General features: G+C 69.4%; 15 protein-coding genes. 4 read left to right on the top strand and 11 right to left on the bottom strand.

Translation table 11 applies throughout. From position 1 onward, the window contains the following. Positions 1–30: 30 nt before the first annotated feature. Positions 31–2,508, top strand: coding sequence for a DEAD/DEAH box helicase (gene sftH, locus NQ034_RS07280; protein ID WP_257047961.1), 2,478 nt, complete (start codon positions 31–33; stop codon positions 2,506–2,508). Between the two features lie 103 nt (positions 2,509–2,611). Here sftH and NQ034_RS07275 read toward each other — a convergent pair whose 3' ends face one another. The 9 genes from NQ034_RS07275 to NQ034_RS07235 all read right to left on the bottom strand — a co-directional run bounded on the left by NQ034_RS07275 (position 2,612) and on the right by NQ034_RS07235 (position 10,585). Further along, a complete protein-coding gene (locus NQ034_RS07275) occupies positions 2,612–3,859 on the bottom strand; it encodes a DDE-type integrase/transposase/recombinase (RefSeq protein ID WP_257047960.1) in 1,248 nt (415 codons plus the stop codon). A gap of 166 nt (positions 3,860–4,025) precedes the next feature. Next, positions 4,026–4,409 (bottom strand): Rv3654c family TadE-like protein, encoded by a 384-nt coding sequence (locus tag NQ034_RS07270; protein WP_257047959.1) that lies wholly within the window; start codon positions 4,407–4,409, stop codon positions 4,026–4,028. Further along, positions 4,406–4,840: a TadE family type IV pilus minor pilin gene (locus NQ034_RS07265; protein WP_257047958.1), complete on the bottom strand. Its 435-nt coding sequence runs from the start codon at positions 4,838–4,840 to the stop codon at positions 4,406–4,408. Before NQ034_RS07265 ends, NQ034_RS07270 begins: the two co-directional genes overlap by 4 nt. Before the next feature lies 1 nt (position 4,841). Beyond that, positions 4,842–5,102 carry a DUF4244 domain-containing protein gene (locus NQ034_RS07260; protein WP_257047957.1) on the bottom strand — a complete coding sequence of 87 codons (261 nt, stop codon included), beginning with the start codon at positions 5,100–5,102 and terminating at the stop codon, positions 4,842–4,844. A 181-nt stretch (positions 5,103–5,283) separates the two neighbouring features. After that, positions 5,284–5,922, bottom strand: a complete 639-nt coding sequence (locus NQ034_RS07255) for a type II secretion system F family protein (RefSeq protein ID WP_257047956.1) — start codon at positions 5,920–5,922, stop codon at positions 5,284–5,286. 9 nt (positions 5,923–5,931) lie between these two features. After that, positions 5,932–6,717: a type II secretion system F family protein gene (locus NQ034_RS07250; RefSeq protein WP_257047955.1), complete on the bottom strand. Its 786-nt coding sequence runs from the start codon at positions 6,715–6,717 to the stop codon at positions 5,932–5,934. Between the two features lie 61 nt (positions 6,718–6,778). Further along, on the bottom strand, positions 6,779–7,924 hold the full coding sequence (locus NQ034_RS07245) for a TadA family conjugal transfer-associated ATPase (protein ID WP_257047954.1): 1,146 nt from the start codon (positions 7,922–7,924) through the stop codon (positions 6,779–6,781). After that, positions 7,921–8,934, bottom strand: coding sequence for a septum site-determining protein Ssd (ssd, locus tag NQ034_RS07240; protein WP_257047953.1), 1,014 nt, complete (start codon positions 8,932–8,934; stop codon positions 7,921–7,923). Before ssd ends, NQ034_RS07245 begins: the two co-directional genes overlap by 4 nt. A gap of 139 nt (positions 8,935–9,073) precedes the next feature. Beyond that, positions 9,074–10,585, bottom strand: a complete 1,512-nt coding sequence (locus tag NQ034_RS07235) for a hypothetical protein (RefSeq protein WP_257048037.1) — start codon at positions 10,583–10,585, stop codon at positions 9,074–9,076. A gap of 81 nt (positions 10,586–10,666) precedes the next feature. Here NQ034_RS07235 and NQ034_RS07230 point away from each other — a divergent pair, with 81 nt between their 5' ends. The 3 genes from NQ034_RS07230 (at position 10,667) to NQ034_RS07220 (ending at position 14,070) form a co-directional block, all read left to right on the top strand. After that, positions 10,667–11,014: a hypothetical protein gene (locus NQ034_RS07230; protein WP_257048034.1), complete on the top strand. Its 348-nt coding sequence runs from the start codon at positions 10,667–10,669 to the stop codon at positions 11,012–11,014. A 542-nt stretch (positions 11,015–11,556) separates the two neighbouring features. Further along, positions 11,557–13,512: an acetate--CoA ligase gene (gene acs / locus NQ034_RS07225; RefSeq protein ID WP_257047951.1), complete on the top strand. Its 1,956-nt coding sequence runs from the start codon at positions 11,557–11,559 to the stop codon at positions 13,510–13,512. Between the two features lie 150 nt (positions 13,513–13,662). Then, positions 13,663–14,070 carry a phage holin family protein gene (locus NQ034_RS07220; protein WP_257047949.1) on the top strand — a complete coding sequence of 136 codons (408 nt, stop codon included), beginning with the start codon at positions 13,663–13,665 and terminating at the stop codon, positions 14,068–14,070. Positions 14,071–14,228: 158 nt separating this feature from the next. On the opposite strand, the gene NQ034_RS07215 is transcribed toward NQ034_RS07220, so the two are convergent. Beyond that, positions 14,229–15,065, bottom strand: a complete 837-nt coding sequence (locus tag NQ034_RS07215) for a phosphosulfolactate synthase (protein ID WP_257047948.1) — start codon at positions 15,063–15,065, stop codon at positions 14,229–14,231. 101 nt (positions 15,066–15,166) lie between these two features. Beyond that, complete coding sequence (locus NQ034_RS07210; protein WP_257047947.1) at positions 15,167–16,702, bottom strand: MmgE/PrpD family protein; 1,536 nt, start codon at positions 16,700–16,702, stop codon at positions 15,167–15,169. Positions 16,703–16,746: the final 44 nt, after the last annotated feature.

The following is a 16,746-nucleotide window of genomic DNA, read 5'->3' as shown; positions in this document are numbered from 1 at the left end:
AGCCTAACGGCGGCGGGGATAATAGTCCCCATGGCCTCCTCCCAGTTGATCGACCTGCTCACCGCCCACGGCGCCAGAGCCGATCGGGTGACGCATCTCGAGGCGCTGCCTGCCCGCTCCGCCCGGTACGCCGACTGGCCGGATTGGCTGCACGCCGAGGTCCGGGGCGTGATCGAGCGCACCGGGATCGCCCGGCCCTTCACCCATCAGGCCGCCGCCGCGAATGCCGCACATGCCGGGCACGACACCGTTATGGCCACCGGCACCGCATCCGGGAAGTCGCTGGGCTATCTGCTGCCGATCCTGGATGCGGTGGTCCGCACGCGCGATGACATTCCGGTGCGTCAGGCCACCGCCATCTACCTGTCCCCGACCAAGGCCCTGGCCCACGATCAGTTGGGGGCGCTGAAGAGCCTGCCACTCAAGGGCCTGCGGCCGGTGGGATACGACGGGGACGCCGCCCAGGCGGACAAGGACTGGGGCAGGATGTACGCCAATTTCATCCTGACGAATCCGGATATGCTCCACCGCAGCGTGCTGCCGAACCACATCCGGTTCGGCCGCTGGTTCAAGGCGCTGCGCTATATCGTGATCGACGAGGCGCACCGGTACAGGGGCGTCTTCGGATCCCATGTGGCACTGGTGCTGCGCCGGCTGCTGCGGATCGCCGCCCACTACGGTGCCGCGCCCACCGTGATCGGGGCATCGGCGACGATGGCCGAACCGGCCGCGGCTTTCGCCAGGTTCACCGGACGTCCGGCGGTGGAGATCACCGAGGACGGATCACCGCGCGCGCCGGGCACGTTCGTGCTGTGGGAACCGCCCCTGACCCCGGCCGCCGACGCCGCGCTGGCTGCGGGTTTCGCCGACGCGGGGCCGGACGACGGGGACAGTGGTGGTTTCGCCAGAGGGGCCGCGGCGGCGGAGGCCCGACTCGAAACGGAGGCGGCCGGCCTCGACGACCCCTGGGCGGATTCCGCCGGGCCCGCAGCCCTGGCCACGGCGAGCGCACTGCCGGCGGACGCCCCGGTGCGCCGCTCGACGATATCGGAGGCCGCAGACGTGTTGGCCGATTCGACCTGTGCGGGCCTGGGCGCGATCGCCTTCATCGCCTCCAGGCGGGGCACCGAGGTGCTGGCCGATGCCGTGCGCACGAAGGTTTCCGATGTCGCCGATGAGCTGGCCGGGACGGTGGTGGCCTACCGCGGTGGGTATCTGCCGGAGGAGCGTCGGGCCCTGGAGCTGGGCTTGCGGGGTGGCAGGCTGCACACGGTCGCCTCGACGAACGCGCTGGAGTTGGGCGTGGACTTAAGCGGGATGGACTTGGTCGTCATGTGCGGCTGGCCGGGCACCCTGGCCAGCCTGTGGCAGCAGGCGGGGCGGGCGGGCCGGGCCGGGCGCGAATGGCTGGCCGTGCTCATCGCCCGCGACGATCCCCTGGACACCTTCGTCGTCCATCATCCCGAGGCCATCTTCGGCGCCCCAGTGGATGCCGGGGTGATCGATCCGGAGAATCCATATGTGCTGGGCGGGCACCTGTGCGCGGCGGCCCAGGAAGTGCCGTTGACCGTCGAGGATCTGGAGTTCTTCGGTCCGGGTGCCGCCGAGGTCGTGGCCGGGTTGACGGCGGCGAAGATGCTGCGGGCCCGGCCGACCGGCTGGTTCTGGGCCAAGGCGGAGTCCGCTGCCGCGTTGACCGATATCCGCGGTTCGGGGCAGGCGCAGGTGCGCATCGTCGAGGCCGCCACTGGGACCCTGCTGGGCACGATCGACGATGCCGCCTCCCATGCGCAGGTGCATGCCGGGGCCGTGTACCTGCACCAGGGAGTGGGCTATGTGGTCAGCGAGCTGGACCTGGCCGAGCGGGTGGCGCTGGTGGTGCGGCAGAAGGTGGACTATTCGACGCGGGCGCGCACGCTCAGCGAGATCACGGTGGAGTCCTGCGAGGAGTCCTACACGCTGCCCTCGGGGGCCACGGTCAACCACGGCATGGTCGTCGTGACCGAACAGGTGACCGGGTATCAGCGCAAGCAGAACGGCACGGGCGTGGTCCTGGGCGAGTTCCCGCTGGATCTGCCGGGCCGGGATCTGCGCACCCATGCGGTGTGGTGGACCGCGCCACCGGATCTGTTGGAGGACGCGGGAGTGGATCAGGCGCAGCTGCCCGGTGCGGTGCATGCCGCAGAGCATGCTTCGATCGGCCTGTTGCCCCTGTTCGCCGGCTGCGACCGGTGGGACATCGGCGGGGTGTCGACTGCCATGCACGTGGACACGGGGCGGGCCACGGTGTTCGTCCACGACGGGCAGGCCGGCGGGGCAGGCTTCGCCGAACGTGGTTTCGCCGGGTTCGACGCCTGGCAGCGGGCCACGCTCGAGGCGATCGAGTCCTGTGAGTGTGTGGCCGGCTGTCCGTCGTGCGTGCAGTCGCCCAAGTGCGGCAATGGCAACGATCCACTGGACAAGGACGCTGCCCGACGCCTGCTGCGCGCCCTACTGCACACTCGATGAGTGGGTCGATCATCCAGTGGCCGGTTCATGCGGATTTTCGGGCTGTCATGTCTCAGGACATCGGGGCCACGTGATGTCTCAACCAGGTGTGTCCATTGATGTCTCATGACTTCGTGTCCATCTCGGGTCGATGCGTGTATTTCGGATCGTTGAGGAATCCTCTGGGGCGTCCGTTTCCAACGTAGTGGGTCTGCGGGTCGGTGGGTTTGATGAATGACAGGATCTGCGTTCCCGCCTCGTCGTAGACGTGGACGTGTCGGAGGTTGTGCATGATGATGACCGTTGTGCCGATGTGGTCCTTGCCGATCCGGTAGCGGACGCGGTCGATGAGGATCGCTGCCGTTTTCGGGATGACTTTTCTCAGCTGGATCCAGTCGTCGGTGTCCACGGGTTCCGGTGGTATGGGAGGGTCGGCGGTGGGGACTTCGGCGTGCCGTTCGGCCGGGGTGAGTCCTGCCAGGCCCTGGTGTCCGCGGTGGTGGTTGTATTCGGCATCGAACGCGTCGACGTGTTCCTGGAGTGTGAAGAGGGCTTTGGCCGCTGGTCGGGCGGCGAGGTATTTCTGCAGGGTCTGGTGGGAGCGTTCGTTCTTCCCCTGTGTGGTGGGGTGGCCGGGTTTGCCGGTCATGCACGTCACTCCCAGCGATTGCAGGAATGTGGTGAGTTGTCCGATGCGTCCGCGGCGGGAGACGTTGAACGCGGTGCCGTTGTCGGAGAGGAAGCGTTGGGGTGTCCCGTAGCGGTCGATGGCGGTTTTGACCGTGGTCAGGGCTGCTTCGGAGGTTTCGCCTTCGGCGACGTGGGAGGCCAGGATCATGCGGGTGCAGTCGTCGATGATGACGATGATGCAGGCGTGGGTGCCGTCGGCGAGGGTGTGGTCCATCCCGTCGATTTGCCAGAGGTCGTTGAAGCGGGGCCAGACGAATCGGTGGTAGGAGGCTCTGGGGCGTTTCTTCGGGGCTGGTGTGATGACGCCGGAGCGGGTGAAGATTCGGGCGACGGTCGCGCGTGAGGGCAGGCCGGTGATGCCTTCGCGTTGCAATCGGTCGAGGACGGCCAGGGGTCCGTGGTCCCAGCCTTCTTTTTTCAGGTGTTCGCGTTTGGCCAGGAGCAGGTCGATGGTGGTTTGGTCGGTTGCGCCCGGTCGGGTTTTCGGTGCGCGTGAGGCGGGTTCGATGGTGGCGTTGATGCCGCGGGTTTTCGCGCGTGTTCTGATTTTTTTGAACCAGGATCGGGAGACGCCGTAGCGGGTGCAGAATTCCCCGATCGCGCCGTGTGGGGCGGGGTCGGGGAATTGTGCGACTTTCAGGCGGATGTTCGGGTCTTGTGTGGGCTTGTAGTCACGGGTCATGAGTCCACGTGACCATGGGTATGGTCATGATGTGGTGAGACATGGTGGTCACGATGTTGTGAGACATCTGTGGTCACGATGTCCCGAGACTTCACAGCGGATTTTCGGGCTCGAATGTGCACGAACCGGTCAGTCGATGGTCCCTCACATCATCCAGTGGGAATGCTCAGCGGGAAAGTGTCCCGCCGGCCACGGCTTTGGATTTGATCGCGGGGAAGGGCGGTGGCGCCTTGACCTGGACGGTCACAGTGACGCGGCCCAGATCGGGGCGCGCAATGCACTCGACGAGTTTCGCTCCCGCCCGTTTCTCCGTCATCTCCTTGGCCACCCGGCAGGGCTCCCCCGGTGCCCGGCCCCGAGCGGCGTCGGCGGCCGCCAGGGCGACCAAATCCGCCAGGGCGTCAGCGCGGGTCTTCGCGCCGAAGGCCCGCGACATCAGTCCCAGGGAGGCGATCAGACCCAGACAGGCCAGCATGATGCCGATGCTCACAACGGTTGAGGACCCACGATCACGGCCCGATCCAACGCCGCGCCGGTCGGGACCCCTCATGATCCACCCCCTCCCTCGGTCCGCGCCTCCGCAGTGGCGTCCACGCGCTGTTTGATGAAGTGCAGGCTCCCCGGCAGTCCGATCTCCACCGACACCCGCGTGTACTCGCCGTCACGGGTGATCTTCACGGCCGCACTACTTCCCGCTTTGGCCTGCGCCGCCTTCGTCACCGCGCTCGAGGCCTCGCCGCGGGCCGCTTCGCGGGCACCGGCCCGGGCGGCCTCGTACGCCTGGAGCTGGGTCAGGCCGATGGTCGCGGTGCCCAGGACCATGAGGATGATCAGCACGATGGCCGGCATGATCATCGCGAACTCCGCGGCCGCGGCGCCCCGATCGGACCGGGCACCGGCGGAACCGGCCCGATCCGCGGTGATCCGTTCGGCTCCGGTCCCTCCCGTCCTGGTCCGATCGGGGCTACCGTGTCCGCTCATCTCAACCGCCCAGTTTCAGCGCGTTCGTGATGATCCCGGTGATCGCATCGCGCAGCGGCTCGCTCTTGAGGATGACGACCAGGAGTGCGGCGAACCCGCAGGCGGCCAGCGTGGTGATCGCGTACTCCGCGGTCGTCGCGCCCCGATCCGAGCGCAGCCGGGCCAGGCGTCGCGCGTGCCGGGGCGCCGGCGGGTCGGTGACCCCATCGGGTTCAAGAACCGGTGCCGGTTCCGGATTCTCGTTCTCTGCGTGGGTGTTCATGGTTCTCTCCTTTCGAATCCCGGTGCCGGATCGCCCGGGTTGTTCCGAGTCTGCGCACCGGGTGTCCAGACCGCCAGGGGCATTCGCGCGGCTGTGGAGTCCCGCCCACCGTCCACAGGCCGATGATGCCGTGGTCGTCCCGGCTTCCACAGGAGCCGATGCGTCGGTGCTGCTCGGGCGCTCAGCCGAATAGCCCTCCGAAGTCCTCCACCAGGCTCAACAGCACGGGCACCACGCCCATCAGAATGAAGGCAGGCAGGATGCACACGCCCAGCGGAATGACCAGTTGGGTGCCCAGTCGGGCGGCGGCCAGCTGACGTCTGCGGTGTTCGCCCCGCCCCAGGTCCCCGGCCAGTCCGCGCAGCAGCGGTGCCAGGGCCACACCGGTCGTCGAGGAGAACACAATGAGCTCGGCTACCTGTTTCAGTGGGCCCTCGGCCACGGGCTCGCCCAGTGCCACTGCGCGGGCCAGGCGCTGCAGGCCCGCTCCTGCGGTACTACGGGACTCCGCCGCCAGTTCCAGGGCCCGCGCCGTCGGCAGGCCGGCGTCCAGACAGATCGCGACGAGTTCGAGTTCGAACGCCAGGTCCGTAGCCGTTCCGCCTCTGCCGGGCTCACCGGTTCCGCCCGCCACACCGGCTTTGCCCGGCTCGTCGGCGCCTCCGGCTTCGGCAGGGGCATCTGCCCCATCCGCCCGGCGAGCGCTGGGGACCGTTGCAGCCGCCAGCAGGCCGCGCAGCCGCCGGTGGCCGGGGCTGCCCCACAGGCACACTGCGCAAGCGATGAGAAGTCCCGCGGCACAGCACAGTGCGAAGGTCATGGCCGTCTCCTATTCCGCTTTTTTCAGCATCGCCCGCATCCAGGCGCGCCCGGCCAACAGCAACGCGACCCCGCAGACCAGGCTCAGGGCGCCGGGCACACCGGTGATGAGCTCCAGCGGGTTGGTGCCGATCAGCAGGCTCAGGCCCAGACTGATCACGGGCAGCCAGGTGAGCACCCTGACCGTGGACTGGGGACCTGCCAGTGCGACCGCGCGTTCGCGCTCCGAATCGGCCCGGGCACGGCAGGATTCGGCGTAACGGCCCAGCATCTCGGCGGCCGGGGCGCCGGCGGTCTGGGCGACGAACCAGACGGATGCCATCCCCTCGAGGATTCGCGCGATCTGCGGGGCCGGTCGGGCCCGGGCCAGTTGGGCCCGGATCGCCGTATGCGGGGCCTGCCCGAGTTCCAGAGCGCGCGCCACCTTCTCCAACAGAGTCCGCAGCCCGGGCTCGGTGCCCGCCCTGGCCACCTGGCGCAGGGCATGAGCCGGGGCGACTCCGGCGCGCAGCAGTGCGGTGCACCGGTCGACGATGGCGATCGCGGGTTCGGCCGGGTCGGCGTCTTTGTCGCGGCGCTTGTGCCCTCGCACGGCGCCGGGCCCGTCCCGCGTGGGTCCACCCGGCCCGGCTCCCCCTTGTATGTCGCGGTTTCCACCGGTGGCGGTCTCCTGGCCGAGGTGCCCGCCGGTGCCGCGGGCCAGGGCGCGGAGGCGCTCGGTCGACCTGTCGCGCAGCAGCCAGGCGGCCAGGCCTCCGCAGCCGACGGCCAGGATCAGCAGAATGGGCGTGAGCACAGTGGCCTCCTCGGGTCCTTGTTGTCTCCAGTACCGGTTATCCTCACTCCGGGTTGTCCCATCAGTCCCGGTCCCGCTCGGCGCACAGCCCGCGGAACCGGGCCCGTCCGTCCGCGGTGAAACCCCTGCCGGCAAGCCACAGGGGCTCCATTGAACCGGTGGCATCCGGAACGGCGACCTGTTCCACGTGGCGCCGGACTCCGGTGCGGCGCACGTGGACGACCGCGTCGATCGCGGTTGCGGCCTGGGCGCGCACGGCGGCGGGACTCATCCCGGCCAGGGCGCCCAGGGCCTCGAGCCGGGCGGGCACGGATTCTGCGGTGTTCGCGTGCAGGGTCGCGCAGCCGCCCTCGTGGCCGGTGTTCAAAGCGGTGAGCATATCGCGGACCTCGGCGCCACGGCATTCGCCCACCACCAGGCGGTCGGGCCGCATCCGCAGGGCGTTGCGCACCAGGTCGGCCATGGACACCAGGCCGGCGCCCTCGATGTTCGCCTGGCGGGCGGCCAGCTGGACGACGTGCGGATGGGCGATGACCAGTTCGCGGGAGTCCTCGACGACGATGATCCGCACACCGGGGTCGACCTCGGCCAGCAGCGCCCCCAGTAGGGCGGTCTTGCCGGTGCCCGTGCCCCCGGAGATCAGGAAGTTCATCCGCGACTGCAGCATCTGCAGCAGTACGTCCGCGACCTCGGCCTCCAGACCCCCGGTGTCGACCAGTTCGGCCAGGGTGAAGCCGCGCGAGCGCGGGACGCGGAAGGACAGGGCCGTGGTCTCACCCGACAGCGGTGGGATGACGGCGTTGAGCCGCACCCCGTCGGGCAGCCGCACGTCGACCAACGGGACCGCGTCGTCCAGGCGGCGCCCGCCCAGCCCGGCCAGACGCACGGCCAGGGCCCGCACATCCGATTCGGTGCCCAGGGAGATGGGCACGGGTTCGAGGCCCGCGCCCGCGTCGATCCACACATCGTGGGGGCCGTTGACGAACAGGTCGGTGGTCCCGGGGCGGTCCAGCAGCGGCTGCAGGGGTCCGGCCCCTGCCAACTGTGCCGAGACCCGGCCCACCAGTTCCAGCACCGCTGCGGCTCCCAGCACCCGTCCGGTCCCGGCCAGCGCGGTGGCAACCGTGGCAGGGGTGATGGGTCCGGGGTTCTCCAGCAGATAGGTGCGCACATCCTCGATCACACCCGCATCGATCCAGTCGTTCATGCGCCCGTCACCCGGCCCAGCAGGTCCTGGGCCAGCCGGCCCAGGTGCGTCCGCGACCCGGGCAGGCCGTCGCCGCGGTCCACCCCGGCGGCAAGTTGGGGATCATCGCGCAGGGTGCCCAGCAGGTCCAGTCCCATGGTCTGGGCGACCACCTGCGGGTCCAGGCCCGCCCGGCCGGTCTGGCGCACGACGAGCCCCACGGAGGCGTGGACCCCTGCCAGGCGCGCGGATACCCGGGAGGCCGCCACGGCTGCGCGGACGCGGGCCGGGGTGACGACAACGACCTCGTGGCAGGCGCGGACCCGGTCGATCGGCGTGTGCCGGGGCAGGTCGACGACGACTAAATCGAAGGCCTGTTGGGCGGCGGACAGGACCGTGTCGAAGACCTCGGCTGCCAGATCGTCGACGCCGTGGCGGTCCCAGGACAGGATCGCCAGGTCGCCGGCGCGCGGCAGTGCCTGGGTCAGGGTCGAGGGCAGCAGCCTGCCGCGGGAGGCCGCCAGGGACGGCCAGCGCAGGCCCTCGGCGTCCTCGCAGCCCAACAGCAGATCCAGTCCCCCGCCCAGCGGATCCGCATCGAGCAGTACCGTGGACAGACCGGATTCCGCGCCGTGGCGGGCCAGCGCGCAGGCCAGGACGCTGGCGCCGGCACCCCCACAGCCGGCCATGATGCCGTAGGTGGGTGCGGATTCCCTGGCGGGTTCGACCGCCTGGATCATCCGCTGGGTGAGCCATTCGGCGGCATCGGGCAGGACGGCCACGTGGTCGACGCCCAGTTTGGCCGCCAGCACCCATGTCGCCGAGGCCGGTGACAGGGATACCAGGACCGTGGCCGGCCCGCTGATGGCCGGGCGCACTGCGACGTCCTCGCCGAGCAGGACCAGGACCGCGTCCTGCCAGCCGCCTGCGTCGGGGGCGCGGACGTCCAGGCTCAGGCCGATGCCGTCGGCCAGGGCGGCGCAGTGTTCTGACAGGCTGGTCAATTGGCTGAAGAGCACGATTCGAGACATGCCCCCAGCGTGGGCCGGTCCCCGGAATTCGGCCATCGACGCATCAGCGGCCTGTGGACGAACCCTCGTCGTCCACAGGCCGCTGATGCGTCGATCGGCAGGGGATCCCCAGCCGAGTGCCTATCGGTTCACATCCGAGTCAGGCGCGCTGAATATCGCTGAGATCGCGCAGCACGCCGGTGCGGGCGTCTCCGTTGTTCTGCACCAGGAATGAGCCCTGCCGCTCTTCGAGGGCCAGGAACCATTCGCCCGGGGTCACCATGAACACGGTCGCCCCGGTGCCGGGGTCCACCGCGGGGCGCACCGTGCCGACGGCGAACCAGAAGGGCTGCCCGCCCGCGGCCGGCTGGGCCGTGGCAGGTCCCTGGTCCGCCGCCGAGGCCTGTGCCGCCGGTTCGCCCGCCGAGGCCTCGGCGGCCTGCTGGGCGGCGGTCGGTTGCGCCTTGATGCCGATACCGGGTTCGGCCCGGTCAGCGGAATCCGCGGCGGCGGTCACACCCGGGTCGGCGGCGGAAGCGGAGTCCTCACGCAGCGGATTGAAGGCGAGGGTCGCCTCGGGGTCGGGCCGATCGGCCGCATCGTCCGTGACAGCGGGCTGCTCGGCGGACGGCTGCTCGGCGGACTGCTGCCCGGCAGGCTGTTCGGCCTCGGTCGATGTCGCGGCATCGTCCGGCCCGTTGTCCGCGGCGGGAGCGGTCTGCTCGGCAGACGCCTGCTCATCGATGCCGCCCCACGGTGCGGCCGATGATGCCTGTTCGGCCTCCGGCTGCTGATCCGCAGGGCCCTCGGCGCCGGGGAACCCGGCCGCGGGGACGCCCGCATCCTGGGACGCCGGGGCAGAGGGGCCCCACTCGTTTCCGCCACCCGGCGCCTGCGGGGCCGGGGTGTTCGGGCCGGAGCCCGCCGGAGTCTGCGCCCCGGGACCGTTCGGAGCGGCGGGACCACCGGGGGCTGCCGGAGCGGCGGGACCGTAGGAGCCGCTCGGCGCGGCAGACGCGCCGGGTGCGGCCGGCTGGGCCGCGAAGCCGCGGGCCTTGGGCGCCGCAGGAGCCTCTTCACGCGCCTGGAATTCCGCGGCGAAGAACGGGATCATCGTGAAAACGCCCGCGAAGAAGCCCACCAGGGAACCGAGCAGCAGCAGGAACCCGCCGATGTGGAAGTACGGGGCCGAAGTCAACAGGAAGATTATATTCATCGCGAAGGACACACTGGTCAGCACTGAGATGACCTGGTCGATGCCCAACGATCCCAAGCGCCGGGGGAAGCCCGCAGCCGTCTTGTTCAACAGCGAGAGCACTGCGGCGGCGATCAGCGGAAGCGCGCCCAACACGATCGCGCTGAGGTAGACGACGTTCCAGTGCCACATGAATGTCGACTCGCTGAAGCCGTCGTAGTAGGCGTTGCCGGCCACGGAGAAGCGGCGGAACGGCAGCACCAGCGACAGGAGGGCGAACAGCCCTGCGATCCACAACAGCAGATCGCGCAGGGAGAAGGAGCCGAAGAGCATGCCGGGCTGCTTGGGCTTGGGTGGAGTGGCGATCGGTGCGAACCCGGCGGGGCCCGCCGAACCACCCGGGCCATAGGGCGCGCCCGCCGAGGGGTAGCCCTGGGGGCCCGAGGGATAGGGCTGTGCGCCGGGCTGCGAGCCCACCGGCGAGGCCCCGGCCGGGCCGAAGCCGCCGGGAGCCGAACCGTACTGCGCGGGCTGGGAGCCGTATGGCCCGGGGGCGGGTTGAGAACCGACCGGCGGCTGCTGTCCGGGGCCCTGGGTGCCGAATCCCTCGGGTCCTGGTCCTTGGGGTCCGGGTCCCTGAGGCCCAGGTCCGAACGGACCCGCTGCCTGCGCTTCACGGTCGGGACCGGGCTGACCCTGCCCCTCGGGTCCGGATCCCTGAGGTCCGGGGCCCTGGGGCCCTGGTCCCTGCGGGCCGAATCCCTCAGGCCCTGGGCCCGGACCAGGCTGGCCGGCATGGGGCTGGCCGGGCCCCGGCTGTCCGGGCTGCCCCGGATTGCCTGGTTGCGGACCCCATTGCCCGGGCTGGGGCTGGCCGGGCTGGACGCCATAGGGATCGGGTTGTGAGCCATAGGGACCCGACTGCGGCCCATAGGGCGCGGGTCCGGGCTGGGGGCCCCACGGTCCGGGCTGCCCCAGTCCCGGCTGACCATATGGTCCGGGTCCGGGCTGCCCTGCTCCGGGCTGCCCGTATGGCCCCGGCTGGCCCGGCTGACCGTACTGGGGCTGTCCCGCCTGTCCCGGTTGCCCGGGGTACTGCCGGCCGTCCTGGCCGGGACCCGGGTACGGCTGCCCTGGTTGCTGTGGTCCCGATCCCTGAGGGCCGGGTTGGTTCGGAGTGCTCATGGGATGACTCTCCTCGGATCGCATTCGGTCGCCACCGGCGCCAGGCACCGGCGACGGCTCCGCTGTCCCGCCCGATTGGCGGCTTGCCGACTTCCATCCTCTCATCCTTCGCCGCAGCGCGCCCGGTCAAACGTATTGAAAGAGACATGGACCACCACGGCGCAAGCAAGGCCCGCGCAACATGGCTGCAACTGCGAAACGAGTATCCTTGGCAGCGGAAGCACCACCTCAACACCCATCAACGATGCCGGGAGGTATGAAAAGTGGCCGAACAGAATATCGAAACCCTGTCCACCGAAACCAGGGAATTCCCGCCGTCGGCGGCCTTCGTGGCACAGGCCAACGGGACCCAGGACCTGTACGAGGAGGCCAAGGCCGACCGCCTCGGCTTCTGGGCGAAGCAGGCCCGCGAACTCATCGACTGGGAAACCGACTTCACCCAGACCCTGGACTGGAGTGATGCGCCCTTCGCCAAGTGGTTCCCCGACGGCAAGCTCAACGTCGCCTACAACTGCCTGGACCGGCACGTGGCCGCGGGCAACGGCGACCGCGTCGCCCTGCACTTCGAAGGCGAGCCCGGCGACACCCGCACCTACACCTATGCCGAACTGACCTCGGCCGTGGCCCAGGCCGCCAACGCCTTCACGGAACTGGGAGTCAAGGCCGGCGATCGTGTTGCGATCTACCTGCCGATGATCCCCGAGGCCGTCATCAGCATGCTGGCCTGCGCCCGCCTGGGCGCCGCGCACTCCGTGATCTTCGGCGGTTTCTCCGCCGACGCGATCCACTCGCGCGTGCTCGACGCCCAGTCCGAACTCGTCATCACCGCCGACGGCGGCTACCGCCGCGGCAAGGCCTCGAACATCAAGGGCACCGTCGACGCGGCACTGTCCCCCGGGGACACCCCGGTTGAGAACGTGCTGGTCGTCAAGCGCACCGGCGGGGACGTCGACTGGGTCGAGGGCCGCGACCTGTGGTGGGACGATGTGGTCCCACGCCAGTCCGAGCAGCACACCCCGCAGGCATTCGACTCCGAACACCCGCTGTTCATCCTCTACACCTCCGGCACCACGGGCAAGCCCAAGGGCATCCTGCACACCTCCGGCGGCTATCTGACGCAGGCCACGTACTCCATGAAGTACGTCTTCGACGCGAAGCCGGAATCGGACGTCTACTGGTGCACCGCCGACGTCGGCTGGATCACCGGGCACTCCTACATCGCCTACGGCCCACTGTCCATGGGCATGACCCAGGTGATGTACGAGGGCACCCCGGACACCCCGCACCAGGGCCGCTGGTGGGAGATCGTCGAGAAGTACAAGGTCACGACCCTCTACGCCGCGCCCACCGCGATCCGCACCTGCATGAAGTGGGGCGAGGACGTTCCTGCGAAGTACGATCTGTCCTCCCTGCGGCTGCTGGGCAGTGTGGGCGAGCCGATCAATCCCGAGGCCTGGATGTGGTACCGCCGCGTCATCGGCCAGGAGAAGGCGCCGATCGTCGACACCTGGTGGCAGACGGAGACGGGCGCCCATATGATCGCCCCACTGCCCGGCGTGGTCGCGACCAAGCCCGGTTCCTCCCAGCGTCCCATTCCCGGCATCAGCGTGGACGTGGTCGACGACAACGGCAAGCCGGTGGGCAACGGCGAGGCCGGCTACCTGGTCATCACCGAACCGTGGCCGGCGATGCTGCGCGGGGTCTACGGCGATCCGGAGCGGTTCAAGGAGACCTACTGGTCGCGCTTCCCCGGCATGTACTTCGCCGGAGACGGCGCGCGCAAGGACCAGGACGGCGACATCTGGTTCCTGGGCCGCGTCGACGACGTCATGAACGTCTCCGGGCACCGCCTGTCGACTGCGGAGATCGAGTCCGCCCTGGTCTCCCACTCCTCCGTGGCCGAGGCCGCGGTCGTCGGTGCGGCCGACGACACCTCGGGGCAGGCCGTGGTGGCGTTCGTCATCCTGCGCGGGGGCAAGGAGTCCGGGCCGGAAACCGTCGAGGAACTGCGGGCCCATGTGGGCCACGAAATCGGTGCGATCGCCAAGCCCAAGCGGGTCTACATCGTCGACGAACTGCCCAAGACGCGCTCGGGCAAGATCATGCGCCGCCTGCTCAAGGACGTCTCCGAGGGCAAGCAGGTCGGCGACGCCTCGACCCTGGCCGACGCCTCGGTGATGGACACGATCGCCCGTGAGGTACGCGACTCGCAGGCCTGAGTCGCGGGCATCGTCACACGATTGTGCCCACCACCTGACGCGGGCGCGGAGGTTTCCGGCTAGGCTTGGACTCAGCGAAACCATATATCCCGCGCCCGCGCGGGCCCCGGCGGCCCGTATCCCGCGCACCCCGTACGAGGAGTCATCCACATGGCCGAACGGTCCCTTTCCGAGCTGATCACCGATATCAAGTCGGACGCCCAAGCTTTGGCCCAGGAGGAAACCGCGCTGGCCAAGTCCGAGGCCATCGAAGGCGCGAAGAACCTGGGCATCGGCGGCGGCCTGGCTGGCGCTGCGGCATTCCTGCTGTTCATGTCGTCCTTCGCAGCACTGTTCTGCGTATCGGCCGCCCTGCACGAGGGCGCCGGCTGGCCCTGGTGGCTGAGCTTCCTGGTCGTCTTCGCCCTGCTGGTCGTCATCGCCGTCGTCCTGGTGCTGGTGGCCGTGCCTCTGCTGAAGAAGGGCAACCCGACCCCCACCGGCGCCATCTCCGGTGCCAAGCGGGCGTTCCGCCAGCTGGGCCGCGCGGTGCGCAACCCCTCGGGTCCGCGCCGCTGAGCACACAGGGCTGAGCACACACAGGGCCCCGCACCACGGAAACGTGGTGCGGGGCCCTGTGCTGTTGTGCGGCCCGCCGGATCAGTCGCGATCGGCGGTGTCGTGGGCGATGAACACGGCGGTGGCGGCCGCGGCGGCCACCGCCAGCGTCATGGCGATCACGGGGCGGGGTTGATGACGCGGCCCCAGGTGGACTTATTGCCCCAGATGTTCTGGCGCAGCCCCTCCAGCTGCAGGATCTGGCTGTGGTCGACGAACAGATTGCACTCATTGCCGTAGTTCTTCACGTACCACTCGAACACGGGGCCGTCGGCGGCCTCGAACATGATGTTCTCCAGGCCCAGGCCGTTGATGATGGAGGCAGCGGCCGCGGTGTTCCACTCGGTGACGTTCTCCGTGATGCCCTCGGACTCGATCATGATGATCGAGGCGCCTGCGTCCAGGGCGCGCTTGCCGCGGTCCACCAGGTCACCGACGTCCTTCTTGGTCTCCGCGGCCAGTTCGGCCTCGCCGGAGTCGCCGCCGGAGCCGATCTGGATGCCCAGTTCCGGCTTGGCCTTCAGGCCGGCCTTGACGACCTTGTCCACCAGGCGCTCCAGGCCGGAGGTCGGCAGCATGATGAAGCCGGTGGAGATCTCGATGACGTCGAAGCCGACCTCCTTGGCCTCCTTCAGGTACTGGTCGACGGCGTCGGGGCCGTAGCGCAGGACCGTTTCGATCCAGCCGCCGGAGGACACGTAGGCGTTGTTCTCATGCGCGATGTCGCTGAACTTCCGGACCTGCTCCTTGGGCACCAGGCTGAACGAGCCGCCTGCCCATTTGATCCCGTCGATCCAGTTGCCTGCCACATCGAACACGTCCTGCATGTGCCGGGTGCCGTAGGTGGAGTAGTAGGGGGCGCGGATCTCCGTCATGCCGACCTTGCGCGGCTTCTGCGGCCGGTAGGCCCGCGGGACGAAGTTGAACGAGGTGTCGAAGTCGATGGCGTTGCTCATGATGTCTCCTTGCGTGTTCGGATGTTTCGGTGTTCTGATGTTCTGTACTGCTCGGGCCGGGGTGCGGACGGCGAATCCGGGCCCTGGTGCCGGGGTCCGGCTCACAGCCGTTCGGTCGACACGCCCGCCAGCAGTGCAGTGAGGTCGGCGGTCGTGTGGTGCTCCAACCCGTGGACGACCTCGGCGATCTCATCGCGCTGCCGGTCCGTAGTAAAGGGGCCGGCGACCGCGTCGAATTTGGCCCTGGCCCCCGTCCAGTCCAGCGGCTGGGTGGTGAAGCCGTCGTAGGCGTCGGCCTCGGCGTGCAGCACGGTGCCGTCGTCCAGTTCGACCTCCAGATAGGCCGGCATCTCCGCTGGGAAGCGGGCGGAGAAGTCATCGCGCGGGGTGATCGTCACCTTGGTCATCAGGTCCTGCACGTCGTCTGCGGTGATGCGCCAGGATTCGTACTGGGCCGGGTTCAGCTCCCCGTCCAGCAGGACCACCGCCAGCATCCAGGGCAGTGAGTGGTCCGCCTCCTCCTTGGTGCGCACCAGCTGTTTGGAGCCTTCCTCGCCGCCGCCGATGATCGAATGGGCGACGTCGAAGGTCTGCAGGCGCACCGCCTTGATCCGCTCCGGGTGGAACTCGTCGATCCGGCGGATCTCCTGAGCGGCGTCCAGGGCCGACTGCGAATGGATCTCAGCATTGTGCTTCTTGATGATGGTCCTGGCCACCGATTCCAGGTCCTCGGCGGACCAGTCGATCGTGAAGTCCCCGGCGACGGAGTCCTTGAACCCCTTATTGCCCTCGAAGACCTCCTCGGGTCCGGTGATGCCGCGGCCGGCCAGCATGGCCGACCAGGTTCCCTCCTTGGCCACGTGCGGATAGGCCAGGCCCTTCCAGTGGCTCAGGTTCCCGGTCCGGGTGACCCGCAGGGCCACGTTCGCCGTGCCCGCCATCGCTGCGGCATTGGCGATCTGTCCGGCACTCAGTCCGAAGGCACGCCCGGCCGCTGCCGCCGCCGCGAAGGCGCCCTGCGTGGTGTGGTCGAAGCCGCGGGCGCGCACCGGCGCGACATCGGACAGGCGGGTGTGGATCTGGTAGGCCACCGCGAAGGCGGTCAGCAGTTCCTTCCCACTGGCCCCGGCGGATTCCGCGGCCGCCAACACGGCTCCGAAGTTATCGGAGGGGTGGTTGGTCTCCCCGGGCGCCAGATAGGCGTCCATGAAGTCCAGGTAGCGGCTGAGTGCGGAATTGTAGAAGGCGGCGCGCTCCGGGCTGGCCGATCCCCCGCCGATCAGGGTGGAGCGCAGGCTCCCCAGGTTGCCGCCGGACTCGGTGCCGGCCGCGGCGGGGGCGGTCGCACGATCCCCTTCGAGATCGCCGAGCAGTCCGCGGATCGCCTTGAGCGGTTCCGCGTCGAGTGCGCCGATGGCCACGCCCAGGGTGTCGAGCACCCGGATCTTCAGCTGTTCGAGCGCCTGCGGGCTCATGTCGTCCAGCTCGGCACTGGCTGCGAAGGCGGCCAGTTGCTGGACCTCGGTGCCGGGAGTGGCCGAGGCCGGGGCGGCTGTGCCCGTTTCTCCGGCTGTCGCCGTTTTCGGTGCTGCGGCGTTCGGTGTTGCCGTGTTCGGTGTTGCGTCGATGGTTGTCATTGGTCCTCCACAACAGTGCATGTTCTGTGCTGTCGTAGAGCTAC

It is taken from the genome of Brevibacterium moorei (assembly GCF_024580735.1).
Taxonomy (GTDB): Bacteria; Actinomycetota; Actinomycetes; order Actinomycetales; family Brevibacteriaceae; genus Brevibacterium; species Brevibacterium moorei.
Note: the sequence above shows the minus strand (reverse complement) of the source record. Positions and strands in the feature narration are given on the sequence as shown.